Raw genomic sequence first — 20,370 nt, forward strand, 5'->3', positions numbered from 1 at the left:
GGCCGAACTTACCTCGCTGACCTGCGGCTTTTCCGCGAGGTCGGCGATGAGATCCGGGTCACACCCCCTTTTCGGGCCCTCGGGCGGTCCGGTCCCGGGGCCGTCCGGAGGAGTCGACCGGGTGACCCCGCCGCCCGGGCGACCGGGTGACCCTGCCGCCCGGGACAGGAGAGCCGGGCCGCCGCGTGGCACGGATACAGCGCAGCGGTCCGCAACCGGCCGGCGCCCCGGCGGCGAACGTCCCAGGCTGCTCTCCACTACGGAGCCGACCGCCCCCGATGCCGCCCCGGCGCCCTTCCGGCCGCCTCCCTCTCCCCCACCGTGGAAGGACTCACCCGCAGATGACGTACGCAAGCGAGCAGACACCGGCCGCGACGCCGGATGCGAGACCGGAGGCGAGGACGGAGGCGAGGCCGATCGCGGCACCGGATGCGCCGGGCGTGGCGGACGTGGCGGATGCGCCGACCGCCTCCGAAACAGGGGCCGCCCGCGCCGCCCGGGCCGTCCAGACCCTCCCGACCCGGGCCGTCCCCCCGGTCGCCGAGCCGTCGTCGCCCACCGGCCCGGTCCCGCCCGTCGTTTCCGCCCCGCCGTCCCTGGAGGACCGGGCGGCCGGATGCCTGGTCGGCGCCGCTGTCGGCGATGCGCTCGGCGGGCCCGTGCAGGGCTGGTCGCCGGAGGAGATCGTCAAGCGGCACGGCGGCCGGGTCGAGGGCATCGTCGGACCGTTCCACGACAACTGGCGCACCGCCCGCCCGATCGCGCCGTACCACAAGGGCGACGGCCACGTCACCGACGACACCCTGATGACGCATGCGCTGGTGCGGGTCTACGAAACGGTGCGCGACCACCTCGACGCCTATGACATCGCCGACCACCTGGTACCGGATCTGATCGGCACCCCGCGCTGGATCCCGGAGCTGGAGACCGAGGCACTGCCGCTGCAGCGGATCTTCCTCGCCGAGAAGTGGATCGTGGCGCGGCTGCACTACGGGCACGCGGACCCCCGCGAGGCGGGCGTCGGCAACATCGTCAACTGTGGTGCGGCGATGTACATGGCTCCGGTCGGCATCGTCAACGCCGGCAACCCGGACCGGGCGTACGCCGAGGCGCTGGACATCGCCGGTGCGCACCAGGCCTCCTACGGGCGGGAGGCGGCGGGGGTGTTCGCCGCGGCCGTGGCCGCCGCGTTCCTGCCGGACGCCACCCCGTCCTCGGTCGTCGTCCAGGCGCTGCGGCTGGCCAAGGACGGCACCCGTGCCGCGATCGAGGCGGTCTGCGAGGCCGCGGCGTCACTCACCGACGCCGAGTCGGCGCCGGCGGCGCTGCGTGCGGCCGTCGCCCCCTTCGACACGGTGGGCCCGGACTACCGCAACCCTTCGCTCGGCGCCCGTCGCCCCTCCCGGCTGCACGCCGTCGAAGAACTCCCCATCGCCCTGAGCATGTTGCTGACCGGTGGCGGCGACTTCCGCGCCACGGTCCTCGGCGCGGTCAACTACGGCCGCGACTGCGACTCGATCGCCACGATGAGCGGCGCGCTCGTCGGCGCGCTGCGCGGCGCGGCGGCGGTACCGGCCGAGTGGAGCGAGGAGGTCGCCCGCGCCAGCCGTCTCGATCTGCAGGCGCCCGGGGCCGCACTGGCCACCGTCGCCCGCGAGATCTTCACCCGTGACCGGGCCCGCGCCCGCACCCACGAGCAGGCCTTCACCGCGATCTCGGCCATTCCGGCGATGACGGAGGCGGGCGGGCGGTGATCCCTGCGGCCCCCGGCCCTCTCCCCCTGCCGTGCGATGTCCGGCGGCGTCGGCTTCGACGCCCTCGCGGTCCGTACCGCCGCGCCGGCCGTGCCCCGCACCGCCCCGCACCCGACCGACCGGAGGCACCCGCACCATGACCGATCCCACCGCGCCCGGGACGCCAGGGCCCGGCGCCGGCGGCCCGACCGCCCCCGAGGGCCCCTCCCCGGAGCCCCCCTCCCCCGGTCCGCTCGCCGGGCTGCGGGTGCTCGATCTCGCCACGCTGTTCGCCGGCCCGCTCGCCGCCACCCTGCTGGGGGACTACGGCGCCGAGGTGGTCAAGGTCGAGCATCCGCGCCGCCCCGACCCGGCACGCGGCCACGGGCCCGCCAAGGACGGCATCGGACTGTGGTGGAAGCTGGTGGGCCGCAACAAGAAGACCGTCACGCTCGATCTGTCCCACCCGGAGGGCCGCGAGGTCCTGCTGCGGCTGGCTGCCGGGGCCGACGTCGTCATCGAGAACTTCCGGCCCGGGACCCTGGAGCGCTGGGGGCTGGGCTGGGACGAGCTGTCCGCGCGCCATCCGGGGCTGGTGCTGGCCCGGGTCACCGGCTTCGGGCAGTTCGGCCCGTACGCCCGCCGCCCCGGGTTCGGCACCCTGGCCGAGGCGATGAGCGGCTTCGCCGCGATCACCGGCGAGCCGGACGGCCCGCCGACCCTGCCGCCGTTCGGCCTCGCCGACGCGATCGCCGCGCTGACCACGTCGTACGCCGTGATGGCCGCGCTGCACGCCCGGGCGGCGACCGGGCGCGGCCAGGTCATCGACCTGGCGCTGATCGAACCGATGCTGACCGTCCTCGGCCCCCAGCCGCTCTGGTACGACCAGCTCGGTCACGTCCAGCCGCGGACCGGCAACCGCTCCGCCGATGTCGCGCCGCGCAACACCTACCGCACCGCCGACGGCTCCTGGGTGGCGGTCTCCACCTCGGCCGAGTCGGTCGCCGCGCGGGTGATGCGGCTGGTCGGCCGGCCCGAGGTGATCGACGAGCCCTGGTTCGCGACCGGCGCGGGGCGTGCCCGGCACACCGATGAGCTCGATACGGCGGTCGCCGACTGGATCGCCCGGCACGACCTCGCCGAGGTACTGGCCGCCTTCGAGAAGGCCGAAGCGGCGGTGGCCCCCGTCTACGGCATCCGCGAGGTGATGGCGGATCCGCAGTACCAGGCGCTGGGAACGATCACCGAAGTCCCGGACGACGAGCTCGGCACCGTCCGGATGCAGAACGTGCTCTTCCGGCTCTCCGAGACGCCGGGCGCCATCCGGTGGGCGGGCCGCCCGCACGGCGCGGACACGGACGAAGTGCTCGCCGGGATCGGCCTGACCGGTCCCGAGATCGCGGGGCTGCGCGCGGCGGGAGCGCTGTGACGCCGGCTCCCCGCCCCGTCCGGCCTTCTTTCCCACGCCGCTGACCTGGCTCTACGGTCCCGGGGACCGCGCCGAGGCGGTCGCCGGGGCGCTCGGCTCCGGGGTTGGTGTGGTCCTCGTCGGCCCCGGAGGACGCGGTCGCCCCGGAGGGCGCCGTCGCCCCGGACCGCAGCGAGCACGCCGGGCGCGCCACCGGGACAGCACGGCGCCGGGCGGATCCGACGAATCGGGTCCGCCCGGCGCGGTCGGCGGCCGGTGGCCGCCTCAGGACTTCTTGGTGCTGCCGCTGCCGGCGGGCTTGGCGGCATCCGTCTCGGGAGCGTCCGCCGCGGGGGCGTCCGCCGCGGGGGCGTCCGCCGCGGGGGCGTCCGCCGCGTCCTCGGCCGTCGCGCCCGCGGGCTCGTCCTTCGCGGACTCCGCGGGCTTCTCGGAGTCGGCAGACTTCGCGGACTTCGCGGACTCCTCGGCCTGCTCTGCCTGCGCGGTCCCGTCGGCGCCCGGCTCCGTCCCGTCGGCGGAGGCCGGCTTCGGCGAGGCCTTCACGGCCGCGGCATCAGCACCGGCTTCAGCTTCGGCTTCGGCGCCGCCTTCGGCACTCTTGGCGCCGTCCGCGCCCTTGGTGGCTTCGCCGCCCTCGTCGCCGCTCTCACCCTCGGCGAGCTGCGCCCCCGGTTCGACGACCGCTTCCCTGCCGGGTGCCTTCTTGGCGGAGACCACCAGGTAGGCGATGGCCAGAATGAACACGATCAGCGCGGTCCAGACGTTGAGCCGCAGGCCCAGGATGTGGTGCGCCTCGTCGACCCGCATGTACTCGATCCAGGCGCGTCCGGCGCAGTAGGCCGCGACGTAGAGCGCGAAGGCCCGCCCGTGGCCGAGCCGGAAGCGCTTGTCGGCCCAGATCACCAGCGCCGCCACTCCGAGGCACCACAGGCTCTCGTAGAGGAAGGTCGGGTGGTAGGTGCCGCCGATCCGTCCGATCGCCGGGTCGGAGCTGATCTGCAGCGCCCACGGGACATCGGTCGGCTTGCCGTACAGCTCCTGGTTGAACCAGTTGCCCCAACGGCCGATCGCCTGCCCGATGGCGAGGCCCGGCGCCAGCGCGTCGGCGTAGGCGGGCAGCGGGATGCCCCGCCGGCGGCAGCCGATCCAGGCGCCCACGGCACCGAGCGCGACCGCGCCCCAGATGCCGAGGCCGCCCTCCCACACCTTGAAGGCGTCGAGCGGGTGGCCGTTCGGGCCGAAGTACGGCTCGTACGTCGTGATGACGTGGTAGAGGCGGCCGCCGACCAGCCCGAAGGGCACGGCCCACACGGCGATGTCGGCGACGGTGCCGGAGCGGCCGCCGCGCTGTACCCAGCGCTTGTTGCCGAGCCAGACGCCGACGAAGACGCCGATGATGATGCAGAATGCGTAGCCGCGCAGCGGGATCGGGCCGAGATGTACGACGCCGACCGACGGGCTGGGAATGAATGCGAGGTCCATGGCAAGGTCGACGCTACCGCGCCGGGCGGGGTCGGCGACAACCCGCCCGGCAACGGCTGCGTAACGACCCCGCTGTCCTGCGATGACGCTGTGTGTCCGGGAGGACCGCGGCGCCGCCGGGGCGGAGCCCGCCGGGACCGCCAGAGGTGTCTGCTTTCCCTGAGTCCCCAAGGACCCCGGCTGAGTCCCCCGGGGTCCCGGCTGAGTCCCCAAGGACCCCGGCTGAGCCCCTAGTTCCCCGGTGCGGCGCTCGTGCCGTGCTGCTTTTCCCGGGGCGAAGCGCCCGGGACGGCCTGTTCTCCCCGGGACGGGGTGCTCCGGACGGCCTGCCTCCCGCGAGTCGAGGTGGTCGGGTGCGGTGAGGCGCCGGTGTGCGGCGAGGCGCTTTTCCCGGGCTGCTTGCCCTTGTTGGCGTCCTGCACCATCTTCTTCAGGTCGGCGGGGGTGAGGCGGCCGCCCTTCTCCTTCGAGAGGTCCTTTCCGTTGAGCAGGACGGTCGGGGTACCGCGGTATCCGGACTTGGCGAAGGCGTCGGTGGACTTCTGCACGAAGTGGTCGTACCTGCCGTCGTTGACGCACCGGGTGAAGGCGGGGGTCACCAGCCCCTTGACCTTGCCGGCGAGTTGGAGGAGGTACTGCTTGTCGGCGAACTTGTCCTCCTCCTCGGGCGGCTGGTGGGAGTAGAGGACGTCGTGGTAGTCGCGGAACTTCCCTGCGTCCTGGGCGCAGAGGGCGGCGTTGGCGGCGTTGCGGGACCCCTTGCCGCCGGCGTTCCCGTCAATGATCGTCACGAGGTGGTACTCGTTCTTGAGCTGTCCGGAGTCCTGCAACTCGTGGATGGCCGGGCGGAAGCCGGTCTCGAACTGCTGGCAGGCGGGGCAGCGGAAGTCCTCCCACACGGTGAGTGTGGAAGGGGCGCCCGCCGCACCGACGGGAATAGCGGGGCTGCTGCCGCCACTGGCCTGCTTCGGGCGGGCGGTTTCGTTGTCGGAACCGCTCTTGCCGCTGCCGGCCGAGGTCGCCCAGACGGCGATGCCGCCGGCGACCGCCAGCACCACCACCACCGATCCGGCGACGACGGCCTGCCGGCCGCGCCGGGCGCGTGCCCTCTCCTTTTCCCGCTGTTCCTGCAGCCGCTCGCGGGCGGTTCTCTTACCCTCATGATTCTTCTGGCTCACGCCCCTGGACAACGAAGCGGAGGGGTGCCGCCGCACCCCTCCGCACCGATGTTCGCCCTATCGAGGGACAACGCCGGGGACAGCGCGCCGGTCCCGCATCCCTGCGGGACCGGCGGTGCGCACCGCGCTAGGCCCGCTTGCGCACGCCCTCGGCCAGCTCGGCTGCCAGGGCGCGGATCCCGGCGAGACCGTCCGCCAGGTCGCCGTCCGCCGCCAGCAGCCGCTTGACGAACGCCGAGCCGACAATCACTCCGTCCGCGAACTGAGCCACCTCGGCGGCCTGTTCGGGGTTGGAGACGCCCAGGCCGACGCAGACCGGCAGGGCGGTGGTCGCCTTGGTACGCCGCACGAGGTCCTGCGCCTGCGCCCCCACCGACTCACGGGTGCCCGTGACGCCCATCAGCGAGGCGGCGTAGACGAAGCCGGAGCCCGCGGCCGTGATCTCGGCCAGCCGCGCGTCCTTGCTGCTGGGGGCGACGACGAAGACGGTGGCGAGGCCGTGCTTGTCGGCGTGCTCCCGCCAGGTCGCGGACTCCTGGACCGGCAGGTCGGGCAGGATGCAGCCGGCGCCGCCCGCCTCGGCGAGCTCGGCGGTGAACCGCTCGATGCCGTAGCGGTCGATCGGGTTCCAGTACGTCATGACGAGGACGGGCTTGCCGGTGGCCCGGTGTGCCTCGCGCACCGTCCGCATCACGTCCGCGATCTTCACCCCGCCGCGCAGGGCGATGTCGTCGGCGGTCTGGATGACGGGGCCGTCCAGGACCGGGTCGCTGTGCGGCAGCCCGACCTCCACGACGTCCGCGCCGCCGTCGAAGACGGCCTTGGCCGCCTCGATGCCGCCGTCGACGGTCGGGAACCCGGCCGGCAGGTAGGCGATGAGGGCGGAGCGGCCCTCGGCCTTGGCGGCGGCGAGGGTGTCACTCAACAGCTTGATGTTCCCGCTCACTTGACGTCCCCTTCGATCTCCGCGCCGGCGGTGCCGTTGTCCGCCTCGACGGCGGCGTCCGTGTCGTACAGGTCGAAGTAACGGGCGGCGGTGTCCATGTCCTTGTCGCCGCGCCCGGACAGGTTGACGACGATCAGTCCGTCGCTGCCGAGCTCCTTGCCGAGGTCCAGGGCACCGGCGAGCGCGTGGGCGCTCTCGATGGCCGGGATGATGCCCTCGGTCTGCGAGAGCAGGCGCAGCGCCTGCATCGCGGCGTCGTCGGTGACGGCGCGGTACTCACCGCGGCCGCTGTCCTTGAGGTAGGCGTGCTCGGGCCCGATGCCCGGGTAGTCGAGGCCGGCCGAGATGGAGTACGGCTCGGTGATCTGGCCCTCCTCGTCCTGCAGGACGTAGCTCCGGGAGCCGTGCAGGATGCCCGGCTCACCGGCGCTCAGGGTGGCCGCGTGCTCGCCGGTCGCGATGCCGTGGCCGGCCGGCTCGCAGCCGACGAGCCGTACGCCGGCGTCCGGGAGGAAGGCGTGGAAGAGCCCGATGGCGTTGGAGCCGCCGCCGACACAGGCGACGGCCGCGTCCGGCAGGCGGCCCGCGCGCTCCAGGATCTGGCGGCGCGCCTCGACGCCGATGACGCGGTGGAAGTCGCGCACCATCGCGGGGAAGGGGTGCGGTCCCGCGACGGTCCCGAACAGGTAGTGGGTGTGGTCGACGTTGGCCACCCAGTCGCGGAAGGCCTCGTTGATGGCGTCCTTGAGGGTGCGGCTGCCGGACTTCACGGCGATGACCTCGGCGCCGAGCATCCGCATCCGGGCCACGTTGAGAGCCTGCCGCTGGGTGTCGATCTCGCCCATGTAGATGGTGCATTCGAGACCGAAGAGCGCGCAGGCGGTGGCGGTGGCGACGCCGTGCTGGCCGGCGCCGGTCTCGGCGATGACCCGGGTCTTGCCCATCCGCTTGGTGAGCAGCGCCTGGCCCAGTACGTTGTTGATCTTGTGCGAGCCGGTGTGGTTGAGGTCCTCGCGCTTGAGGAACACCCGGGCCCCGCCGGCGTGTTCGGCGAACCGCGACACCTCGGTGAGCGCGCTGGGGCGCCCGGTGTAGTTGACCATCAGGTCGTTGAGCTCGGCGGCGAACGCGGGGTCCGCCTTGGCCTTCTCGTACTCGGCGGCGACCTCGTCGACCGCGGCGACCAGCGCCTCGGGGATGAACTTGCCGCCGAAGGCGCCGAAATAGCCTTCGGCGCTGGGGACGCGCCCCTCGGGGTCGGGAAGGAAGAAATCGGAGGACATCAGACGCACTCCTCGGCCGGGGCGGGTGGCCCCGGAAGTCCGGTTGTGTCGGAGAGATAAGGATTCGGAATTCGGGTTCGGAATTCGGGCATCACGGTGGGCAGCGCGCGCCGCACGGGCCGGTGCCGCCACGGAGCCGCACGGGGCGGTCTCACGGAGGGGCGGCCGGCGTCGTGGGATCCGGTCGCGGGCCTGGGGCCCGGCCGCGGTCGTGGGACGCGGTCGTGGGCTCCGGTCGCGGGCCGTAGGACCCGGCCGCGAGCCGTGCAACCCGGCCGCGGGCCCTGGGACCCGGCGCCACGAGCCGCGTGGGACCCGGCCGCAGGCCGTGGAACCCGGCCGCGAACCGTGGAAGCCAGCCGCGGCGCTCCCCCGCCCCCTCCCCCTCTCCCCCTTCGGGGGAGGGGGCGGGGGTGGGTTCGGGGGTGGGGGGTGTGAGCAGGCGGTCAGATGACCGCCTCGCCCACCACCACCCCGGCGCCCGGACGGGGCCGACGCGTCAGCGCGCGGGCCCCGGTCGCCATCGCCTGCCGTTGATCTGTCCCGGCTCGGATCCGATGTGGTACCTGACCCTGCGCCCGTGGACCCGTCGCGCGGGCGCGCGGCAGCCGCGGTGCCACGGCGGCAGCGCGCAGCGCCGGGGCTCGGGGAGGTGGTGAGCGGCGGGCGGGAAACCGCCGGCCGGCGCCGGGCGCGGGACGCGGGTGGCCCCCGCCGCGGCGCGCGCGCCGGCCGGACCCGGGTACGGAACCCGGGCCTGGCAGCGGATGCCTGCGGCGGTGGCGGTCATGTCGGTGTGTGCCGTCCCCGGGCGCTCAGGACCGGCCGTGCCGGATCGCCGGGTGGGAGCCCGCGGCGACCAGGTCGGCGACCGCGGTCCTGGGGTCCTTGCCGGTCACCAGCGACTCGCCGACCAGCACCGCGTCCGCGCCGTCATTGGCGTACGCGATCAGGTCGTGCGGCCCGCGCACCCCGGACTCGGCGATCTTGACGATGTGGTCGGGGATCTCGGGGGCGATCCGGGCGAAGTTGCCGCGGTCGACCTCGAGGGTCTTCAGATTGCGGGCGTTGACACCGATGATCTTCGCGCCGGCGTCCACCGCGCGGGCGACCTCTTCCTCGTCGTGCACCTCGACCAGCGGCGTCAGGCCGATCGACTCGGCCCGCTCGATCAGCGAGACCAGGGCCTCCTGCTCCAGCGCGGAGACGATCAGCAGCGCGAGGTCGGCACCGTAGGCACGGGCCTCCCACAGCTGGTAGGCGGTGACGATGAAGTCCTTGCGCAGCACGGGGATGTCGACCTTGGCGCGGACGGCCTCCAGGTCGGCCAGCGAACCGCCGAACTTGCGCTGCTCGGTCAGGACGGAGATGACCGCCGCGCCGCCCGCCTCGTAGTCGGCGGCCAGACCGGCCGGGTCGGCGATCGCGGCAAGCGCGCCCTTGGACGGGCTGGAGCGCTTGACCTCGCAGATCACCGTGACGCTCTCGCCCTTGAGCGCGGCGACGCCGTCCTTGGCGGGACGTGCCTTCTGGGCCCGCTCCTTGAGCTCGTCGAGGCCGACGCGCGCCTGCCGCTCTGCGAGGTCGGCACGGACGCCGTCGATGATCTCGTCGAGCACACTCACGCGAGCGGCCTCCTTCTTGAGCGGTGGAGGTGGACAGTGGCCGCCGGGACGAGCTGTCCCATCCGGCACTCCGATGGTATCCGCCAAAGGATCCAGGTCTCACATCCGGTGGACGCTGGTCCCACGACCCGGACATCCGGGGGCCCCGCACGGGCGGGCGCGGCCGGCCCGCACGGCCCGCGGATCACGGTGCCAGCCCGCTGCCGAAGGGGAGGTTGCGGACGACCGTGAAGACCAGCAGCAGGCCGCCCAGCGCCCACCAGTGGACGGCTCGCGGCCGCGGGCCCGCCGTAGGGCGTCCGCGCACCGCACGGCCCGCCCAGCGGGCCCAGAAGACCGCACAGGCGGCGTACCCGGCCACCGCGAGGGCATTGGCGCCCAGCGCCGCCACGAGATCGCCGTGGGCGACGGCATGGGCGCTGCGCAGGCCGCCGCAGGCCGGGCAGAAGAGGCCGGTGAGGTGCAGCAGGGGGCAGACCGGGTAGTGGCCGGGCTCGTTCGGGTCGACGATGCCGAGGCAGGCGAAGGCGGCGGTGGCGGCGGCCAGGACGCCCAGGGGCGCCGCCAGACGGCGGGGCAGCCCGCCGTGGAGTCGGGCTTCGGGCCGGGGCCGCGCCGCGGGTTCGCTCACGTGCCGATTGTGCGGCCGCACGCGCGAGGGCGCAGCTTCTCGGCCGCCGTACGGAACGCGCGAAGGCGCCGCTTCTCGGCCGCCGTACGGAAGAGGCACGGACGGCTGGTACGGCACCAGGGGTGCGTACGGACCGGGAAGCGGCGCCTTCGAGGGGTGCCACGAGGCCGGCGCCGGGGCGCGGCGCCGCGGGTGCGGAAGGTCAGCCCTCCCGCGGTCGGCTCAGCCCTCCTGCGGCTGCGCCTGCGCCTGGGGGCGCGGCTTGGCCGAGCGCTTGGGCTCCTGGCCCAGGCCGGCCGCGCGCATCAGACCGCCCGCCAGGGCGCCGAGGCCGATCAGCACGATGCCGGCCCAGAAGCCGGGCACGTTCCCCAGCACGATGAAGGCTCCGGAGACACAGAAGCCGATGAACGAGATGATGACGCCGGTCCAGGCGGCGGGGGTGTGTCCGTGGCCACTGCTCGACATGAATGCTCCTCGTTGCTCTCTCGCGCCGGGGTCGGGGCGCGGTGATCCTCAGCGCCCATTGTCACCGATGCCGGGTGGAGCACCGTTACCGGGTGGGGTCCTCACCGCGGTCCAGGGACTTCCAGATCTCCTCGGGCCGGTCCAGATCCGGCGCGGGCGGCGTCCGGCGCGGGCCGCGGCCGCCACCCGGCGTGCGCTCGTAGCGGCCCGACATGGCAGGCCAGTGACGCCCGCAGACCAGTGCCAGCAGCCCGGCGAGCAGCAGCAGCAGACCGCCGGCGGCGGCCACCCACGGCCATCCGGTGTGCGTGACGTGATGCACACCGGCGCTGGTCAGTCCGACCGCGGTGGCGGCCTTCTCGCGCAGCGCCGAGGTGTCGGAGTTGCCCAGCACCGCGGCGACGGCGATGCCCACGCCGCTGAGCGTGAGCAGAACGGCGACCGCGATCCGGCCGGTGCGGCGCACCGCGAAGACGGCGACCAGCGCGGCCAGCCCGACGACGGCCAGCGCGCCGGGCACACCGGTCACATCGGCACCGGTCACGCTGCGCGGCAACTCGCCCTGGGCCAGCACGGCGGTGCCCTCGGCCCAGGTGCGGCCGGAGGCCAGCAGCGCCAGGGCGGCGCCGACCGCACCGGCCGGCAGCGCCAGGGCGAGACTGCGCTTGGCACGGGAGGCGGACTTGGCCGGCGTGGGCCCGGGCGTGACCGAGGGCTCGGTCTCGGCAGGGGTCTGGGGTACGGCACTCACGGGTACCACTATCGCGCACCGGCCGGCGGGGCCCGGCGCGCGGGGTGGCAACACAGGCGCGGCGGGTTACCCGCCCAGGTGGTTCGCGGTGTGCACGGCGCGCAGCACCGCCGCCGCCTTGTTACGGCACTCGGTGTCCTCGGCCACTGGGTCGGAGTCGGCGACGATTCCGGCGCCCGCCTGGACGTAGGCGGTGCCGTCGCGCAGCAGGGCGGTGCGGATCGCGATGGCGGTGTCGGAGTCGCCGGCGAAGTCGAGGTAGCCGACGCAGCCGCCGTACAGACCGCGCCGGGTCGGCTCCAGCTCCTCGATGATCTGCAGGGCGCGCGGCTTGGGGGCGCCGGAGAGCGTGCCCGCGGGGAAGCAGGCGGTGAGCACGTCGAAGGCGCTGCGGCCCTCGGCCACCTGCCCGGTGACCGTCGAGACGATGTGCATCACATGGCTGTAGCGCTCGACGGACATGAAGTCGACGACCTCGACGCTGCCCGGCTCGCACACCCGGCCCAGGTCGTTGCGGCCCAGGTCGACCAGCATCAGGTGCTCGGCGCGTTCCTTGGGGTCGGCCAGCAGCTCGTCCGCGAGGGCCTGGTCCTCCTGGACGCTCGCGCCGCGCGGGCGGGTGCCGGCGATGGGGTGGACCATGGCCCGGCCGTCCTCGACCTTCACCAGCGCCTCGGGGCTGGAGCCGACGACGTCGAAGCCCGCCCGCTCGCCGTCCTCGCCGCCGTTGCCGCCCTCGAAGCGGAAGAGGTACATGTACGGGCTGGGGTTGGTGGCCCGCAGCACGCGGTAGACGTCCAGCGCGCTCGCCGTGCAGGGGGTCTCGAAGCGCTGGGAGGGCACGACCTGGAAGGCCTCGCCGGCCCGGATGCGCTCCTTGATGTCCTCGACGGCCTCCTGGAAGGCCGGGCCGCCCCACTCGGCGGTGTACGGCGGGACCTCGGAGGGCGGCAGCGCGGCGGCACCGGCGTGCGCGGGCCGGGCGAGGTCGTCGGCCATGGCGTCCAGGCGGGCCACCGCGTCCGCGTAGGCCTCGTCGATACCGGTGTCGAGGTCGTTGTGGTTGATCGCGTTGGCGATCAGCAGGACCGTGCCGTTCCAGTGGTCGAGGACGGCGAGGTCGGAGGTGAGCAGCATGGTCAGCTCGGGCAGCTGCAGGTCGTCCTCGGTCTGCTCGCCGATCCTCTCCAGGCGGCGCACGATGTCGTAGCCGAGGTAGCCGACCATGCCGCCGGTGAACGGCGGCAGGCCCTCGCCCTCGATGAGGTCGCGGGGGGTGTGCAGCGCCTCGACGGTGTCGCGCAGCGCGTCGAGCGGGTCGCCGCCGGCCGGCATGCCGACGGGCGGGGTGCCCAGCCAGTGCGCCTGCCCGTCGCGGGTGGTGAGCGTGGCGGCGCTGCGGACGCCGATGAAGGAGTAGCGCGACCACGTACGGCCGTTCTCGGCGGACTCCAGGAGGAAGGTGCCGGGGCGTTCGGCGGCGAGTTTGCGGTAGAGCCCGACCGGGGTGTCGCCGTCCGCGAGCAGGCGCCGGGTGACGGGGATGACCCGTCGGTCCTTGGCGAGGGTGCGGAAGGTGTCGAGGTCCGGAGTGGCGGTGCCGGTGGTTCCCGTGGTCATGGCAGCGGAGCCTACTGGTCCTGACCGGCCCCGGTGGTCAGTACGTCCGCATCGAAGCAGGTGCGGTCGCCGGTGTGGCACGCGGCGCCGACCTGGTCGACGCGGACCAGGAGGGTGTCGGCGTCGCAGTCCAGCGCCACCGACTTGACGTGCTGGACGTGGCCGGAGGTGTCGCCCTTGACCCAGTACTCCTGGCGGCTGCGGGACCAGTAGGTGCAGCGTCCTGTGGTGAGGGTGCGGTGCAGCGCCTCGTCGTCCATCCAGCCGAGCATCAGCACCTCGCCGGTGTCGTACTGCTGGGCGATGGCGGGGACCAGGCCGTCGGCGCCGCGCTTGAGGCGGGCGGCGATGGCGGGGTCCAGGGCGGGGGTGGTGTCCGGGGTGGCGGCGCGGCTGCTCATGGTGTCCATTGTGCCGTGCGGCATCCTGCAGGCATGCATCATCAGCAGCCGCCCGCGCCGCCACCGCCGCCGGACCCGGACCGCGCCGCGCGGGTGGCGGTGCGGGTACTGGGGGCGGTGTTCGCGGCGGCGGTGGCGGTCGGCGTGGTGGTCGCGGTGGTGGTGTTCCGCTCGTGAGAGGGCGGGTTCCCGTGGTGCGGCCGCTTTGCGGGGGCGGGCTCACCTCTGGCTTCGCGGGGGGGGCTCACCCTCCGGCTTCCCGGGGTGCCGGGCTCACACCCCCAGCTTCGCCGCCCGCAGCCGCTCGATGGCGTCCTTGTCGCCGTCCAGCTCCACCTCGGCGGCCTCCTGCCGGCCGAAGGCGAACATCGTCAGCTCGCCCGGCTCGCCGACGACCGTGACCACCGGGGTGCCGCGATGGGCCACCGCCGTCCGCCCGTCCGGTCGCCGCAGCACCAAGCCCACCGGCGACTTGCGGCCCAGTACCCGGGCCATCCGCTCGATCCTGGACCAGAGCGCGTCCGAGAACACGGGGTCCAGCTCCCGCGCGGTCCAGTCCGGCTGCGCCCGCCGTACGTCCTCGGCGTGGACATAGAACTCGACGGTGTTGGACGCCTCGTCGATCTGCTTGAGGGCGAACGGCGACATCCGCGGCGGCCCGGTCCTGATCAGCCGGATCAGCTCCTCGTACGGCTTGCCGGCGAACTCCGCCTGCACCCGCTCCAGCCGGGCGGCCAGCGGCTTGACGAGCAGCCCGCCGGCCGCGTCGGGGCGCCGCTCGCGCACCACCACATGCGCGGCCAGGTCCCGCGCGCTCCAGTTCTCGCACAGCGTCGGCGCCTCGGGGCCGGCGCTCTCCAACAGGTCGGCGAGAAGGAGCCGTTCACGCTTCGCATGGGTCGACATGCGGCCAGCCTACGACCGGGTGCGGCCCCCTGCCACGGGGCCGCGCCCGGCCCCGTCCGGTGATCCGCCCCGCTCCCCCGTCCGCCGGGTCCTCCGCGTTCAGGGGCCGTCCGGCTCCAGGCGGTCGCGCAGAATGCGCTCCAGCTCCCGGGCGGCCCGCGGCGGGGAGACATCGCCCCGGTGGGCGACGGAGACCACACGGTGCATACCGGGCGTCGAGAAGCGGGTGACGCGCAGGCCGGAGCGTTCGGCGACCATGCTGGGGACCACGGCGAGGCCCAGCCCGGCCCGGACGAAGCCGAGGACCGCGTCCATCTCGCCGCCCTCGACGGTGAAGGCGGGCTCGAAACCGGCCGACCGGCACGCAGCGGTGGTGAATTCTCGCAGGTCGTAGCCGCGGCGGAACATGGCCAGCGGCCGGTCCTGCAGATCCTCCACCCGGATGCGGGTGCGCCGGCCGACCGGGGCCGGGCGGTCGGGCGCGGAGACCACGACCAGTTCCTCGCGCAGCAGGTCGGAGGTGGTCAGCGCGGGGGCCTGGACCGGGAGCGGGGTGATGACCAGGGCCAGGTCCAGTGCGCCGTCGGCCAGCGCCCTGACGAGGTCCTGCGAGCCGTCCTCGGTCACCAGGAGCTCCACCCCCGGATACGCGGTGTGGAAGGCCCGCAGGACGTCGGGGACGAGGCTGGCGCACAGGCTGGGCGGGGCGCCGAGGCGCAGCCGCCCGCGGCGCAGCCGGGCGACCTCCTGGACCTCGCGACGGGCGCTCTCGGCATCGGCGAGGATCCGCCGGGCGAACGGCAGCAGTGTCTCGCCGGCGTCGGTGAGGGTGATGTGGCCGCGGGCGCGGTGAAAGAGCTCCGCTCCCAACTCCCTCTCCAGCGAACGGATCTGCTGCGAAAGGGAGGGCTGGGCGACATGTTCGCGCTCGGCGGCGCGGGTGAAGTGCCGGGTGTCGGCCACGGCCGTGAAGTAGCGGAGCTGCTGCAGCTGCATACGGGGAAGGGTAGGCGCACGGTGATAGGTGATGCCTATGGAGATGAGCCGGACCATGTCTTGGACTGATCGGAAGGCGGTCCCTACCGTCGGGACTCATGGCACTGGACACACGGACGGGCCGACGGCCGTCCTTCGCGGGCCTCCTGTGGCGCTCGACCGTCGGCAAGAAGACGGCGATGGCCGTCAGCGGCCTCGTGATGCTGCTGTATCTGGTCGTCCATATGCTGGGCAACCTCAAGATCTTCTTCGGTGCGGCGGACTTCGATGCGTACGCCGCCTGGCTGCGCACCATCGGCGAGCCGTTCCTGCACCACGAGTGGTTCCTGTGGATCGCGCGGGTGGTGCTGCTGGCCGCGGTCGTGGTGCATGCGGTGGCCGCGTACCAGCTCAGCCGTCGCGACCTGGCCGCCCGGCCGGTGAAGTACGCCCGCCCGTCGCCCGGCCACCACCCCGGGCCGAGGCGCCTCGCGTCGCGCCTGCCTCTCCCGGCGCCCGGCCGCCGCGCGAGCTACGCCACCCGGACGATGCGCTGGGGCGGTGTCATCCTCGGCCTGTTCCTCGTCTGGCACCTCCTGGACCTGACGACGCTGACGGTGAATCCGCGCGCCGAGGCAGGACACCCGTACGCGAACGTGGTCGCCACCTTCTCCACCTGGTACGGCAACGCCGTCTACCTCGTGGCGATGCTCGCCCTGGGCCTGCACGTCCGGCACGGCTTCTGGAGCGCCGCGCAGACGCTGGGCGCCAACCGGCCCGGCCGCGACCGGACGCTCAAGGCCCTCGCGAACGCCCTCGCCGCCGTCCTGACCGCGGGCTTCCTCGCCGTCCCCGTCGCCGTGATGACCGGAGTAGTGAGCTGACATGACATCGACCACCGAGCCGACTCCGACCCCCGAGCCGATGTCGACCAACGAGCCGAAGCCGACTGCCGGTCCGGCTCCGGCTCCGACTGCCGAGGCGACGCCGACCGCCCGCACGGCTCCGGCCCCCGTCACGACGCCGTACGCCAGCTACGCCGACTACCCGACCGGCGCCCCCGTCGCCGACACCGCGGCCCCCGGCGGGCCGGTCGCCGAGCGCTGGGACCGCCGCCGCTTCGAGGCCAGGCTCGTGGGCCCGGCCAACCGCCGCAAGCACACCGTCATCGTCGTCGGCACCGGTCTCGCGGGCGGTGCGGCGGGCGCCACCCTCGCCGAACAGGGCTACCACGTCGAGCAGTTCTGCTACCAGGACTCCCCGCGCCGGGCGCACTCCATCGCCGCCCAGGGCGGGATCAACGCGGCGAAGAACTACCGCAACGACGGCGACTCCGTCCACCGGCTCTTCCACGACACCGTCAAGGGCGGCGACTTCCGCGCCCGGGAGTCCAATGTGCACCGGCTCGCGCAGATCTCCGTCGGGATCATCGACCAGTGCGTGGCCCAGGGTGTGCCGTTCGCCCGCGAGTACGGCGGCCTGCTCGACACCCGCTCCTTCGGCGGCGTCCAGGTCTCCCGTACGTTCTACGCCCGCGGCCAGACGGGGCAGCAACTGCTGCTCGGGGCCTATCAGGCGCTCTCCCGGCAGATCGCGGCCGGGACGGTGCGCCTGCATGCCCGTACCGAAATGCTCGACCTGATCGTCGTCGACGGCCGGGCCCGCGGCATCGTCGCCCGGGACCTGGTCACCGGCCGGATCGAATGCCACATCGCGGATGCGGTGGTCCTGGCGTCCGGCGGCTACGGCAACGTCTTCTACCTGTCGACGAACGCCATGCACTCCAACGCCACCGCGATCTGGCGGGCGCACCGGCGCGGGGCGTACTTCGCCAACCCCTGCTTCACCCAGATCCACCCCACCTGCATCCCGCGCACCGGCGACCACCAGTCCAAGCTCACGCTGATGAGCGAGTCGCTGCGCAACGACGGCCGGATCTGGGTCCCGAAGGCCCGGGGCGACGTCCGCCCGCCCGACCGGATCCCCGAGGAGGAGCGCGACTACTACCTGGAGCGCCGCTACCCCTCCTTCGGCAATCTCGTGCCCCGCGACATCGCCTCGCGCGCCGCCAAGAGCGTCTGCGACGAGGGCCGCGGCGTCGGTCCCGGCGGTCAGGGCGTGTACCTGGACTTCGCCGACGCGATCGCCCGGACGGGCAGGGCCGCGGTCGAGGAGAAGTACGGCAACCTCTTCGACATGTACGCGCGGATCACCGCGGAGAACCCGTACGAGACGCCGATGCGGATCTACCCCGCTGTGCACTACACGATGGGCGGCCTGTGGGTCGACTACGACCTGCAGACCACCGTCCCCGGCCTGTTCGCCATCGGGGAGGCCAACTTCTCCGACCACGGCGCCAACCGCCTCGGCGCCTCCGCCCTGATGCAGGGCCTCGCCGACGGCTACTTCGTCCTGCCGCCGGCCCTCAACGACTACCTGGCCCGCACCCCCCTCGCCCCCGTGGACGAGGGCCACCCGGCGGCCGTCGCGGCCGCCGCGGAGACCACGGCACGCCTGACGCGGCTGCTCGCCGTGGACGGCGACCGCACTCCCGACTCCTTCCACCGCGAGATCGGCGCCCTGTTGTGGGAGTACTGCGGAATGGCCCGCACGGACGAGGGGCTGCGCACGGCCCTCGACCGGATTCCGCGGATCCGCGAGGAGTTCTGGCGCCGCGTCAAGGTGCCCGGCACCGGCGAGGAGTTCAACCAGTCCCTGGAGAAGGCCCACCGCATCGTCGACTACCTGGAGCTCGCCGAGCTGATGTGCCTCGACGCACTGCACCGCGCCGAGTCCTGCGGCGGCCACTTCCGCGAGGAGTCGCAGACCCCCGACGGCGAGGCCGCCCGCCGGGACGAGGAGTTCTCCTACGCGGCCGCCTGGGAGTTCACCGCCACCGGCGCGGCCCCCGTCCTCCACAAGGAAGACCTGGTCTTCGAGTACGTCCACCCCACCCAGCGGAGCTACGCATGAAGCTCACCCTGCGCATCTGGCGCCAGCAGCACGCCGACGCCCCGGGCGCCCTGTCCACCTACGAGGTGGACGGCATCTCACCGGACATGTCGTTCCTGGAAATGCTCGACACCCTCAACGAAGAGCTCCTGCTGAGCGGTGACGATCCGGTCGCCTTCGACCACGACTGCCGCGAGGGCATCTGCGGCGCCTGCTCGCTCGTCATCAACGGCGAGGCGCACGGCCCCGAGCGGACCACCACCTGCCAGCTGCACATGCGGTCCTTCCGGGACGGCGACACCCTCGACATCGAGCCGTGGCGGGCCGCCGCCTTCCCGGTCGTCAAGGACCTGGTCGTCGACCGCTCCGCCTTCGACCGCATCATCGGGTCCGGCGGCTACATCACGGCCCCGACCGGCGCCGCCCCCGAGGCACACGCCACCGCCGTACCCAAACCGGCCGCCGACACCGCCTTCGAGCACGCCGAGTGCATCGGCTGCGGCGCCTGCGTGGCGGCCTGCCCCAACGGCTCGGCGATGCTCTTCACCGCCGCCAAGGTCGTCCACCTCAACTCCCTGCCCCAGGGCGCCCCGGAACGGGAGAGCCGCGTCCTGGACATGGTGGGACGGATGGACGCCGAGGGCTTTGGCGGCTGCACGAATACCGGGGCGTGCGCGACGGCCTGCCCCAAGGGGATCCCGCTCTTCAGCATCGCCACGATGAACCGGGAGTTCGTCCGGGCGGCACGCAAGGGGCGGTGAGCCGGACCGCGGCGGCCCCGGCGGATGCGCCCCGGTCAGCGCACGGGGTGTCCGGCCCCCCGGAGGGCGTCCTTGACCTGGGCGATGCGCAGGTCGCCGAAGTGGAAGACGGAGGCGGCCAGGACCGCGTCGGCGCCGGCCGCGACGGCCGGGGCGAAGTCGTCGAGCCGGCCGGCGCCGCCGGAGGCGATCACCGGGACGGTGACGTGCTTGCGGACGGCCTCGATCATCGCGACGTCGTAGCCGTCCTTGGTGCCGTCGGCGTCCATGGAGTTGAGGAGGATTTCGCCGGCGCCCAGTTCGGCGGCGCGGTGGGCCCACTCCACGGCGTCGATGCCGGTGCCGCGGCGGCCGCCGTGGGTGGTGACCTCGTAGCCGGACGGGGTCCCCGCGTCGGTGCGGCGGGCGTCGACCGAGAGGACCAGGACCTGGCTGCCGAAGCGCTCGGCGATCTCGCGGATCACGTCGGGGCGGGCGATGGCGGCGGTGTTGACGCCAACCTTGTCCGCGCCGGCCCGCAGCAGCTTGTCCACGTCCTCGGGGGTGCGGACGCCGCCGCCCACCGTGAGGGGGATGAAGACCTGCTCGGCGGTGCGGCGGACCACGTCGTAGGTGGTCTCGCGGTTGCCGGAGGAGGCGGTGATGTCGAGGAAGGTCAGCTCGTCTGCGCCCTCCTCGCCGTAGATCTTCGCCATCTCGACCGGATCACCCGCGTCGCGCAGGTTCTGGAAGTTGACGCCCTTGACGACCCGGCCGTTGTCGACGTCCAGGCAAGGGATGACTCGGACCGCCAGGGTCATGTCGGTTCAGGCCTCTCTGACAGTTCTCGGAAAGCTTCCAGTTCCACTTCCACCAGCACACGGGGGTCGACGAAGCCGGAGACCACGACCAGGCTCGAAACGGGCGGCGCGGCCTCGAAGAGCTCCCGGTGGGCGCGGCCGGCCGCGTCCACATCGCGCAGGTGGGTGAGGTACACACGGGTGCGCAGGACCGCGTCGGCGCCGAGGCCGAAGGGTTTGAGCGCATCCAGCGCGTGGGTGAAGGCGGCCTTGGTCTGTTCGTACGGGTCGCCCTCCCCCACAAGAACGCCGTCGACCAGTGGCATCGTGCCGGCGACCAGGACCCGGTCGCCGGCCGCCACGGCGCGTGCGAAGCCGATCTTCTCTTCCCAGGGATTGGGGGTCCGTACGCGCTCGATGGTCATCATGCGGCCTTTCGTTCGCCGTTAC

General features: G+C 73.5%; 20 protein-coding genes and 1 pseudogene. 6 read left to right on the forward strand and 15 right to left on the reverse strand.

Annotated elements, in window-relative coordinates:
- Window positions 1-341 precede the first annotated feature (341 nt).
- Together ABR737_RS13145 and ABR737_RS13150 are read left to right on the forward strand one after the other, a co-directional pair.
- Complete coding sequence (locus tag ABR737_RS13145; RefSeq protein WP_350250362.1) at window positions 342-1,754, forward strand: ADP-ribosylglycohydrolase family protein; 1,413 nt, start codon at window positions 342-344, stop codon at window positions 1,752-1,754.
- A 136-nt stretch (window positions 1,755-1,890) separates the two neighbouring features.
- Window positions 1,891-3,162 carry a CaiB/BaiF CoA transferase family protein gene (locus tag ABR737_RS13150; RefSeq protein WP_350250363.1) on the forward strand — a complete coding sequence of 424 codons (1,272 nt, stop codon included), beginning with the start codon at window positions 1,891-1,893 and terminating at the stop codon, window positions 3,160-3,162.
- 441 nt (window positions 3,163-3,603) lie between these two features.
- Here ABR737_RS13150 and lgt read toward each other — a convergent pair.
- The 11 genes and pseudogenes from lgt to hisI all read right to left on the reverse strand — a co-directional run.
- A pseudogene (gene lgt, locus ABR737_RS13155) lies at window positions 3,604-4,644 on the reverse strand (prolipoprotein diacylglyceryl transferase); the annotation flags it as partial.
- 230 nt (window positions 4,645-4,874) lie between these two features.
- Window positions 4,875-5,822 (reverse strand): DsbA family protein, encoded by a 948-nt coding sequence (locus ABR737_RS13160; protein ID WP_350250365.1) that lies wholly within the window; start codon window positions 5,820-5,822, stop codon window positions 4,875-4,877.
- Between the two features lie 127 nt (window positions 5,823-5,949).
- Window positions 5,950-6,768 (reverse strand): tryptophan synthase subunit alpha, encoded by an 819-nt coding sequence (gene trpA / locus ABR737_RS13165; protein WP_350250366.1) that lies wholly within the window; start codon window positions 6,766-6,768, stop codon window positions 5,950-5,952.
- A complete protein-coding gene (gene trpB / locus ABR737_RS13170) occupies window positions 6,765-8,051 on the reverse strand; it encodes a tryptophan synthase subunit beta (RefSeq protein WP_350250367.1) in 1,287 nt (428 codons plus the stop codon). The genes trpA and trpB overlap by 4 nt, the downstream gene beginning before the upstream one ends.
- A gap of 499 nt (window positions 8,052-8,550) precedes the next feature.
- Window positions 8,551-8,841 carry a tryptophan biosynthesis modulator TrpM gene (gene trpM, locus ABR737_RS43910; RefSeq protein WP_502964312.1) on the reverse strand — a complete coding sequence of 97 codons (291 nt, stop codon included), beginning with the start codon at window positions 8,839-8,841 and terminating at the stop codon, window positions 8,551-8,553.
- Between the two features lie 25 nt (window positions 8,842-8,866).
- Window positions 8,867-9,676 carry an indole-3-glycerol phosphate synthase TrpC gene (gene trpC, locus ABR737_RS13175; RefSeq protein WP_030088821.1) on the reverse strand — a complete coding sequence of 270 codons (810 nt, stop codon included), beginning with the start codon at window positions 9,674-9,676 and terminating at the stop codon, window positions 8,867-8,869.
- A gap of 184 nt (window positions 9,677-9,860) precedes the next feature.
- Window positions 9,861-10,307 (reverse strand): DUF2752 domain-containing protein, encoded by a 447-nt coding sequence (locus ABR737_RS13180; protein ID WP_350250368.1) that lies wholly within the window; start codon window positions 10,305-10,307, stop codon window positions 9,861-9,863.
- A 222-nt stretch (window positions 10,308-10,529) separates the two neighbouring features.
- Window positions 10,530-10,775: an HGxxPAAW family protein gene (locus ABR737_RS13185; RefSeq protein ID WP_350250369.1), complete on the reverse strand. Its 246-nt coding sequence runs from the start codon at window positions 10,773-10,775 to the stop codon at window positions 10,530-10,532.
- 85 nt (window positions 10,776-10,860) lie between these two features.
- On the reverse strand, window positions 10,861-11,526 hold the full coding sequence (locus tag ABR737_RS13190) for a TIGR02234 family membrane protein (RefSeq protein ID WP_350250370.1): 666 nt from the start codon (window positions 11,524-11,526) through the stop codon (window positions 10,861-10,863).
- A gap of 66 nt (window positions 11,527-11,592) precedes the next feature.
- Window positions 11,593-13,146, reverse strand: coding sequence for an anthranilate synthase component I (locus ABR737_RS13195; protein ID WP_350250371.1), 1,554 nt, complete (start codon window positions 13,144-13,146; stop codon window positions 11,593-11,595).
- Window positions 13,147-13,157: 11 nt separating this feature from the next.
- Complete coding sequence (gene hisI / locus ABR737_RS13200; RefSeq protein WP_350250372.1) at window positions 13,158-13,547, reverse strand: phosphoribosyl-AMP cyclohydrolase; 390 nt, start codon at window positions 13,545-13,547, stop codon at window positions 13,158-13,160.
- Between the two features lie 33 nt (window positions 13,548-13,580).
- Between hisI and ABR737_RS13205 the strand changes: the two genes are divergently transcribed.
- Complete coding sequence (locus ABR737_RS13205) at window positions 13,581-13,724, forward strand: hypothetical protein (RefSeq protein ID WP_350250373.1); 144 nt, start codon at window positions 13,581-13,583, stop codon at window positions 13,722-13,724.
- A gap of 96 nt (window positions 13,725-13,820) precedes the next feature.
- Here ABR737_RS13205 and ABR737_RS13210 read toward each other — a convergent pair whose 3' ends face one another.
- Window positions 13,821-14,453, reverse strand: coding sequence for a TIGR03085 family metal-binding protein (locus ABR737_RS13210; RefSeq protein WP_350250374.1), 633 nt, complete (start codon window positions 14,451-14,453; stop codon window positions 13,821-13,823).
- A gap of 99 nt (window positions 14,454-14,552) precedes the next feature.
- Entirely contained in the window at window positions 14,553-15,449 is an 897-nt protein-coding gene (locus ABR737_RS13215; RefSeq protein ID WP_350250375.1) for a LysR family transcriptional regulator, read from the reverse strand.
- 98 nt (window positions 15,450-15,547) lie between these two features.
- Here ABR737_RS13215 and ABR737_RS13220 point away from each other — a divergent pair, with 98 nt between their 5' ends.
- From ABR737_RS13220 to ABR737_RS13230, 3 genes are read left to right on the forward strand one after another with little or no spacing between them, the layout of a single operon-like run.
- The gene (locus tag ABR737_RS13220) at window positions 15,548-16,312 is read left to right on the forward strand and encodes a succinate dehydrogenase cytochrome b subunit (protein ID WP_350250376.1); all 765 of its coding nucleotides are present in this window, start codon (window positions 15,548-15,550) and stop codon (window positions 16,310-16,312) included.
- A 1-nt stretch (window position 16,313) separates the two neighbouring features.
- Window positions 16,314-18,401, forward strand: coding sequence for a fumarate reductase/succinate dehydrogenase flavoprotein subunit (locus ABR737_RS13225; protein ID WP_350250377.1), 2,088 nt, complete (start codon window positions 16,314-16,316; stop codon window positions 18,399-18,401).
- Window positions 18,398-19,141 (forward strand): succinate dehydrogenase/fumarate reductase iron-sulfur subunit, encoded by a 744-nt coding sequence (locus ABR737_RS13230; RefSeq protein WP_350250378.1) that lies wholly within the window; start codon window positions 18,398-18,400, stop codon window positions 19,139-19,141. Before ABR737_RS13225 ends, ABR737_RS13230 begins: the two co-directional genes overlap by 4 nt.
- 35 nt (window positions 19,142-19,176) lie before the next feature.
- On the opposite strand, the gene hisF is transcribed toward ABR737_RS13230, so the two are convergent.
- Together hisF and ABR737_RS13240 are read right to left on the reverse strand one after the other, a co-directional pair.
- Window positions 19,177-19,941, reverse strand: coding sequence for an imidazole glycerol phosphate synthase subunit HisF (gene hisF / locus ABR737_RS13235; RefSeq protein WP_350250379.1), 765 nt, complete (start codon window positions 19,939-19,941; stop codon window positions 19,177-19,179).
- Window positions 19,938-20,345 (reverse strand): Rid family hydrolase, encoded by a 408-nt coding sequence (locus tag ABR737_RS13240; protein ID WP_311623411.1) that lies wholly within the window; start codon window positions 20,343-20,345, stop codon window positions 19,938-19,940. The genes hisF and ABR737_RS13240 overlap by 4 nt, the downstream gene beginning before the upstream one ends.
- Between the last annotated feature and the right edge of the window lie 25 nt (window positions 20,346-20,370).

Origin of the sequence: Streptomyces sp. Edi2, from assembly GCF_040253635.1 — a bacterium.
GTDB lineage: Bacteria > Actinomycetota > Actinomycetes > Streptomycetales > Streptomycetaceae > Streptomyces.

Bases quoted from the DNA above. Each gene is read 5' to 3' on its own strand.
- ABR737_RS13145 (WP_350250362.1), top strand. From the start codon at position 342: ATGACGTACGCAAGCGAGCAGACACCGGCCGCGACGCCGGATGCGAGA.
- ABR737_RS13150 (WP_350250363.1), top strand. From the start codon at position 1,891: ATGACCGATCCCACCGCGCCCGGGACGCCAGGGCCCGGCGCCGGCGGC.
- trpB (WP_350250367.1), bottom strand. From the start codon at position 8,051: ATGTCCTCCGATTTCTTCCTTCCCGACCCCGAGGGGCGCGTCCCCAGC.
- trpM (WP_502964312.1), bottom strand. From the start codon at position 8,841: ATGACCGCCACCGCCGCAGGCATCCGCTGCCAGGCCCGGGTTCCGTAC.
- ABR737_RS13185 (WP_350250369.1), bottom strand. From the start codon at position 10,775: ATGTCGAGCAGTGGCCACGGACACACCCCCGCCGCCTGGACCGGCGTC.
- ABR737_RS13195 (WP_350250371.1), bottom strand. From the start codon at position 13,146: ATGACCACGGGAACCACCGGCACCGCCACTCCGGACCTCGACACCTTC.
- hisI (WP_350250372.1), bottom strand. From the start codon at position 13,547: ATGAGCAGCCGCGCCGCCACCCCGGACACCACCCCCGCCCTGGACCCC.
- ABR737_RS13205 (WP_350250373.1), top strand. From the start codon at position 13,581: ATGCATCATCAGCAGCCGCCCGCGCCGCCACCGCCGCCGGACCCGGAC.
- ABR737_RS13210 (WP_350250374.1), bottom strand. From the start codon at position 14,453: ATGTCGACCCATGCGAAGCGTGAACGGCTCCTTCTCGCCGACCTGTTG.
- ABR737_RS13215 (WP_350250375.1), bottom strand. From the start codon at position 15,449: ATGCAGCTGCAGCAGCTCCGCTACTTCACGGCCGTGGCCGACACCCGG.
- ABR737_RS13220 (WP_350250376.1), top strand. From the start codon at position 15,548: ATGGCACTGGACACACGGACGGGCCGACGGCCGTCCTTCGCGGGCCTC.
- ABR737_RS13225 (WP_350250377.1), top strand. From the start codon at position 16,314: ATGACATCGACCACCGAGCCGACTCCGACCCCCGAGCCGATGTCGACC.
- ABR737_RS13230 (WP_350250378.1), top strand. From the start codon at position 18,398: ATGAAGCTCACCCTGCGCATCTGGCGCCAGCAGCACGCCGACGCCCCG.
- hisF (WP_350250379.1), bottom strand. From the start codon at position 19,941: ATGACCCTGGCGGTCCGAGTCATCCCTTGCCTGGACGTCGACAACGGC.
- ABR737_RS13240 (WP_311623411.1), bottom strand. From the start codon at position 20,345: ATGACCATCGAGCGCGTACGGACCCCCAATCCCTGGGAAGAGAAGATC.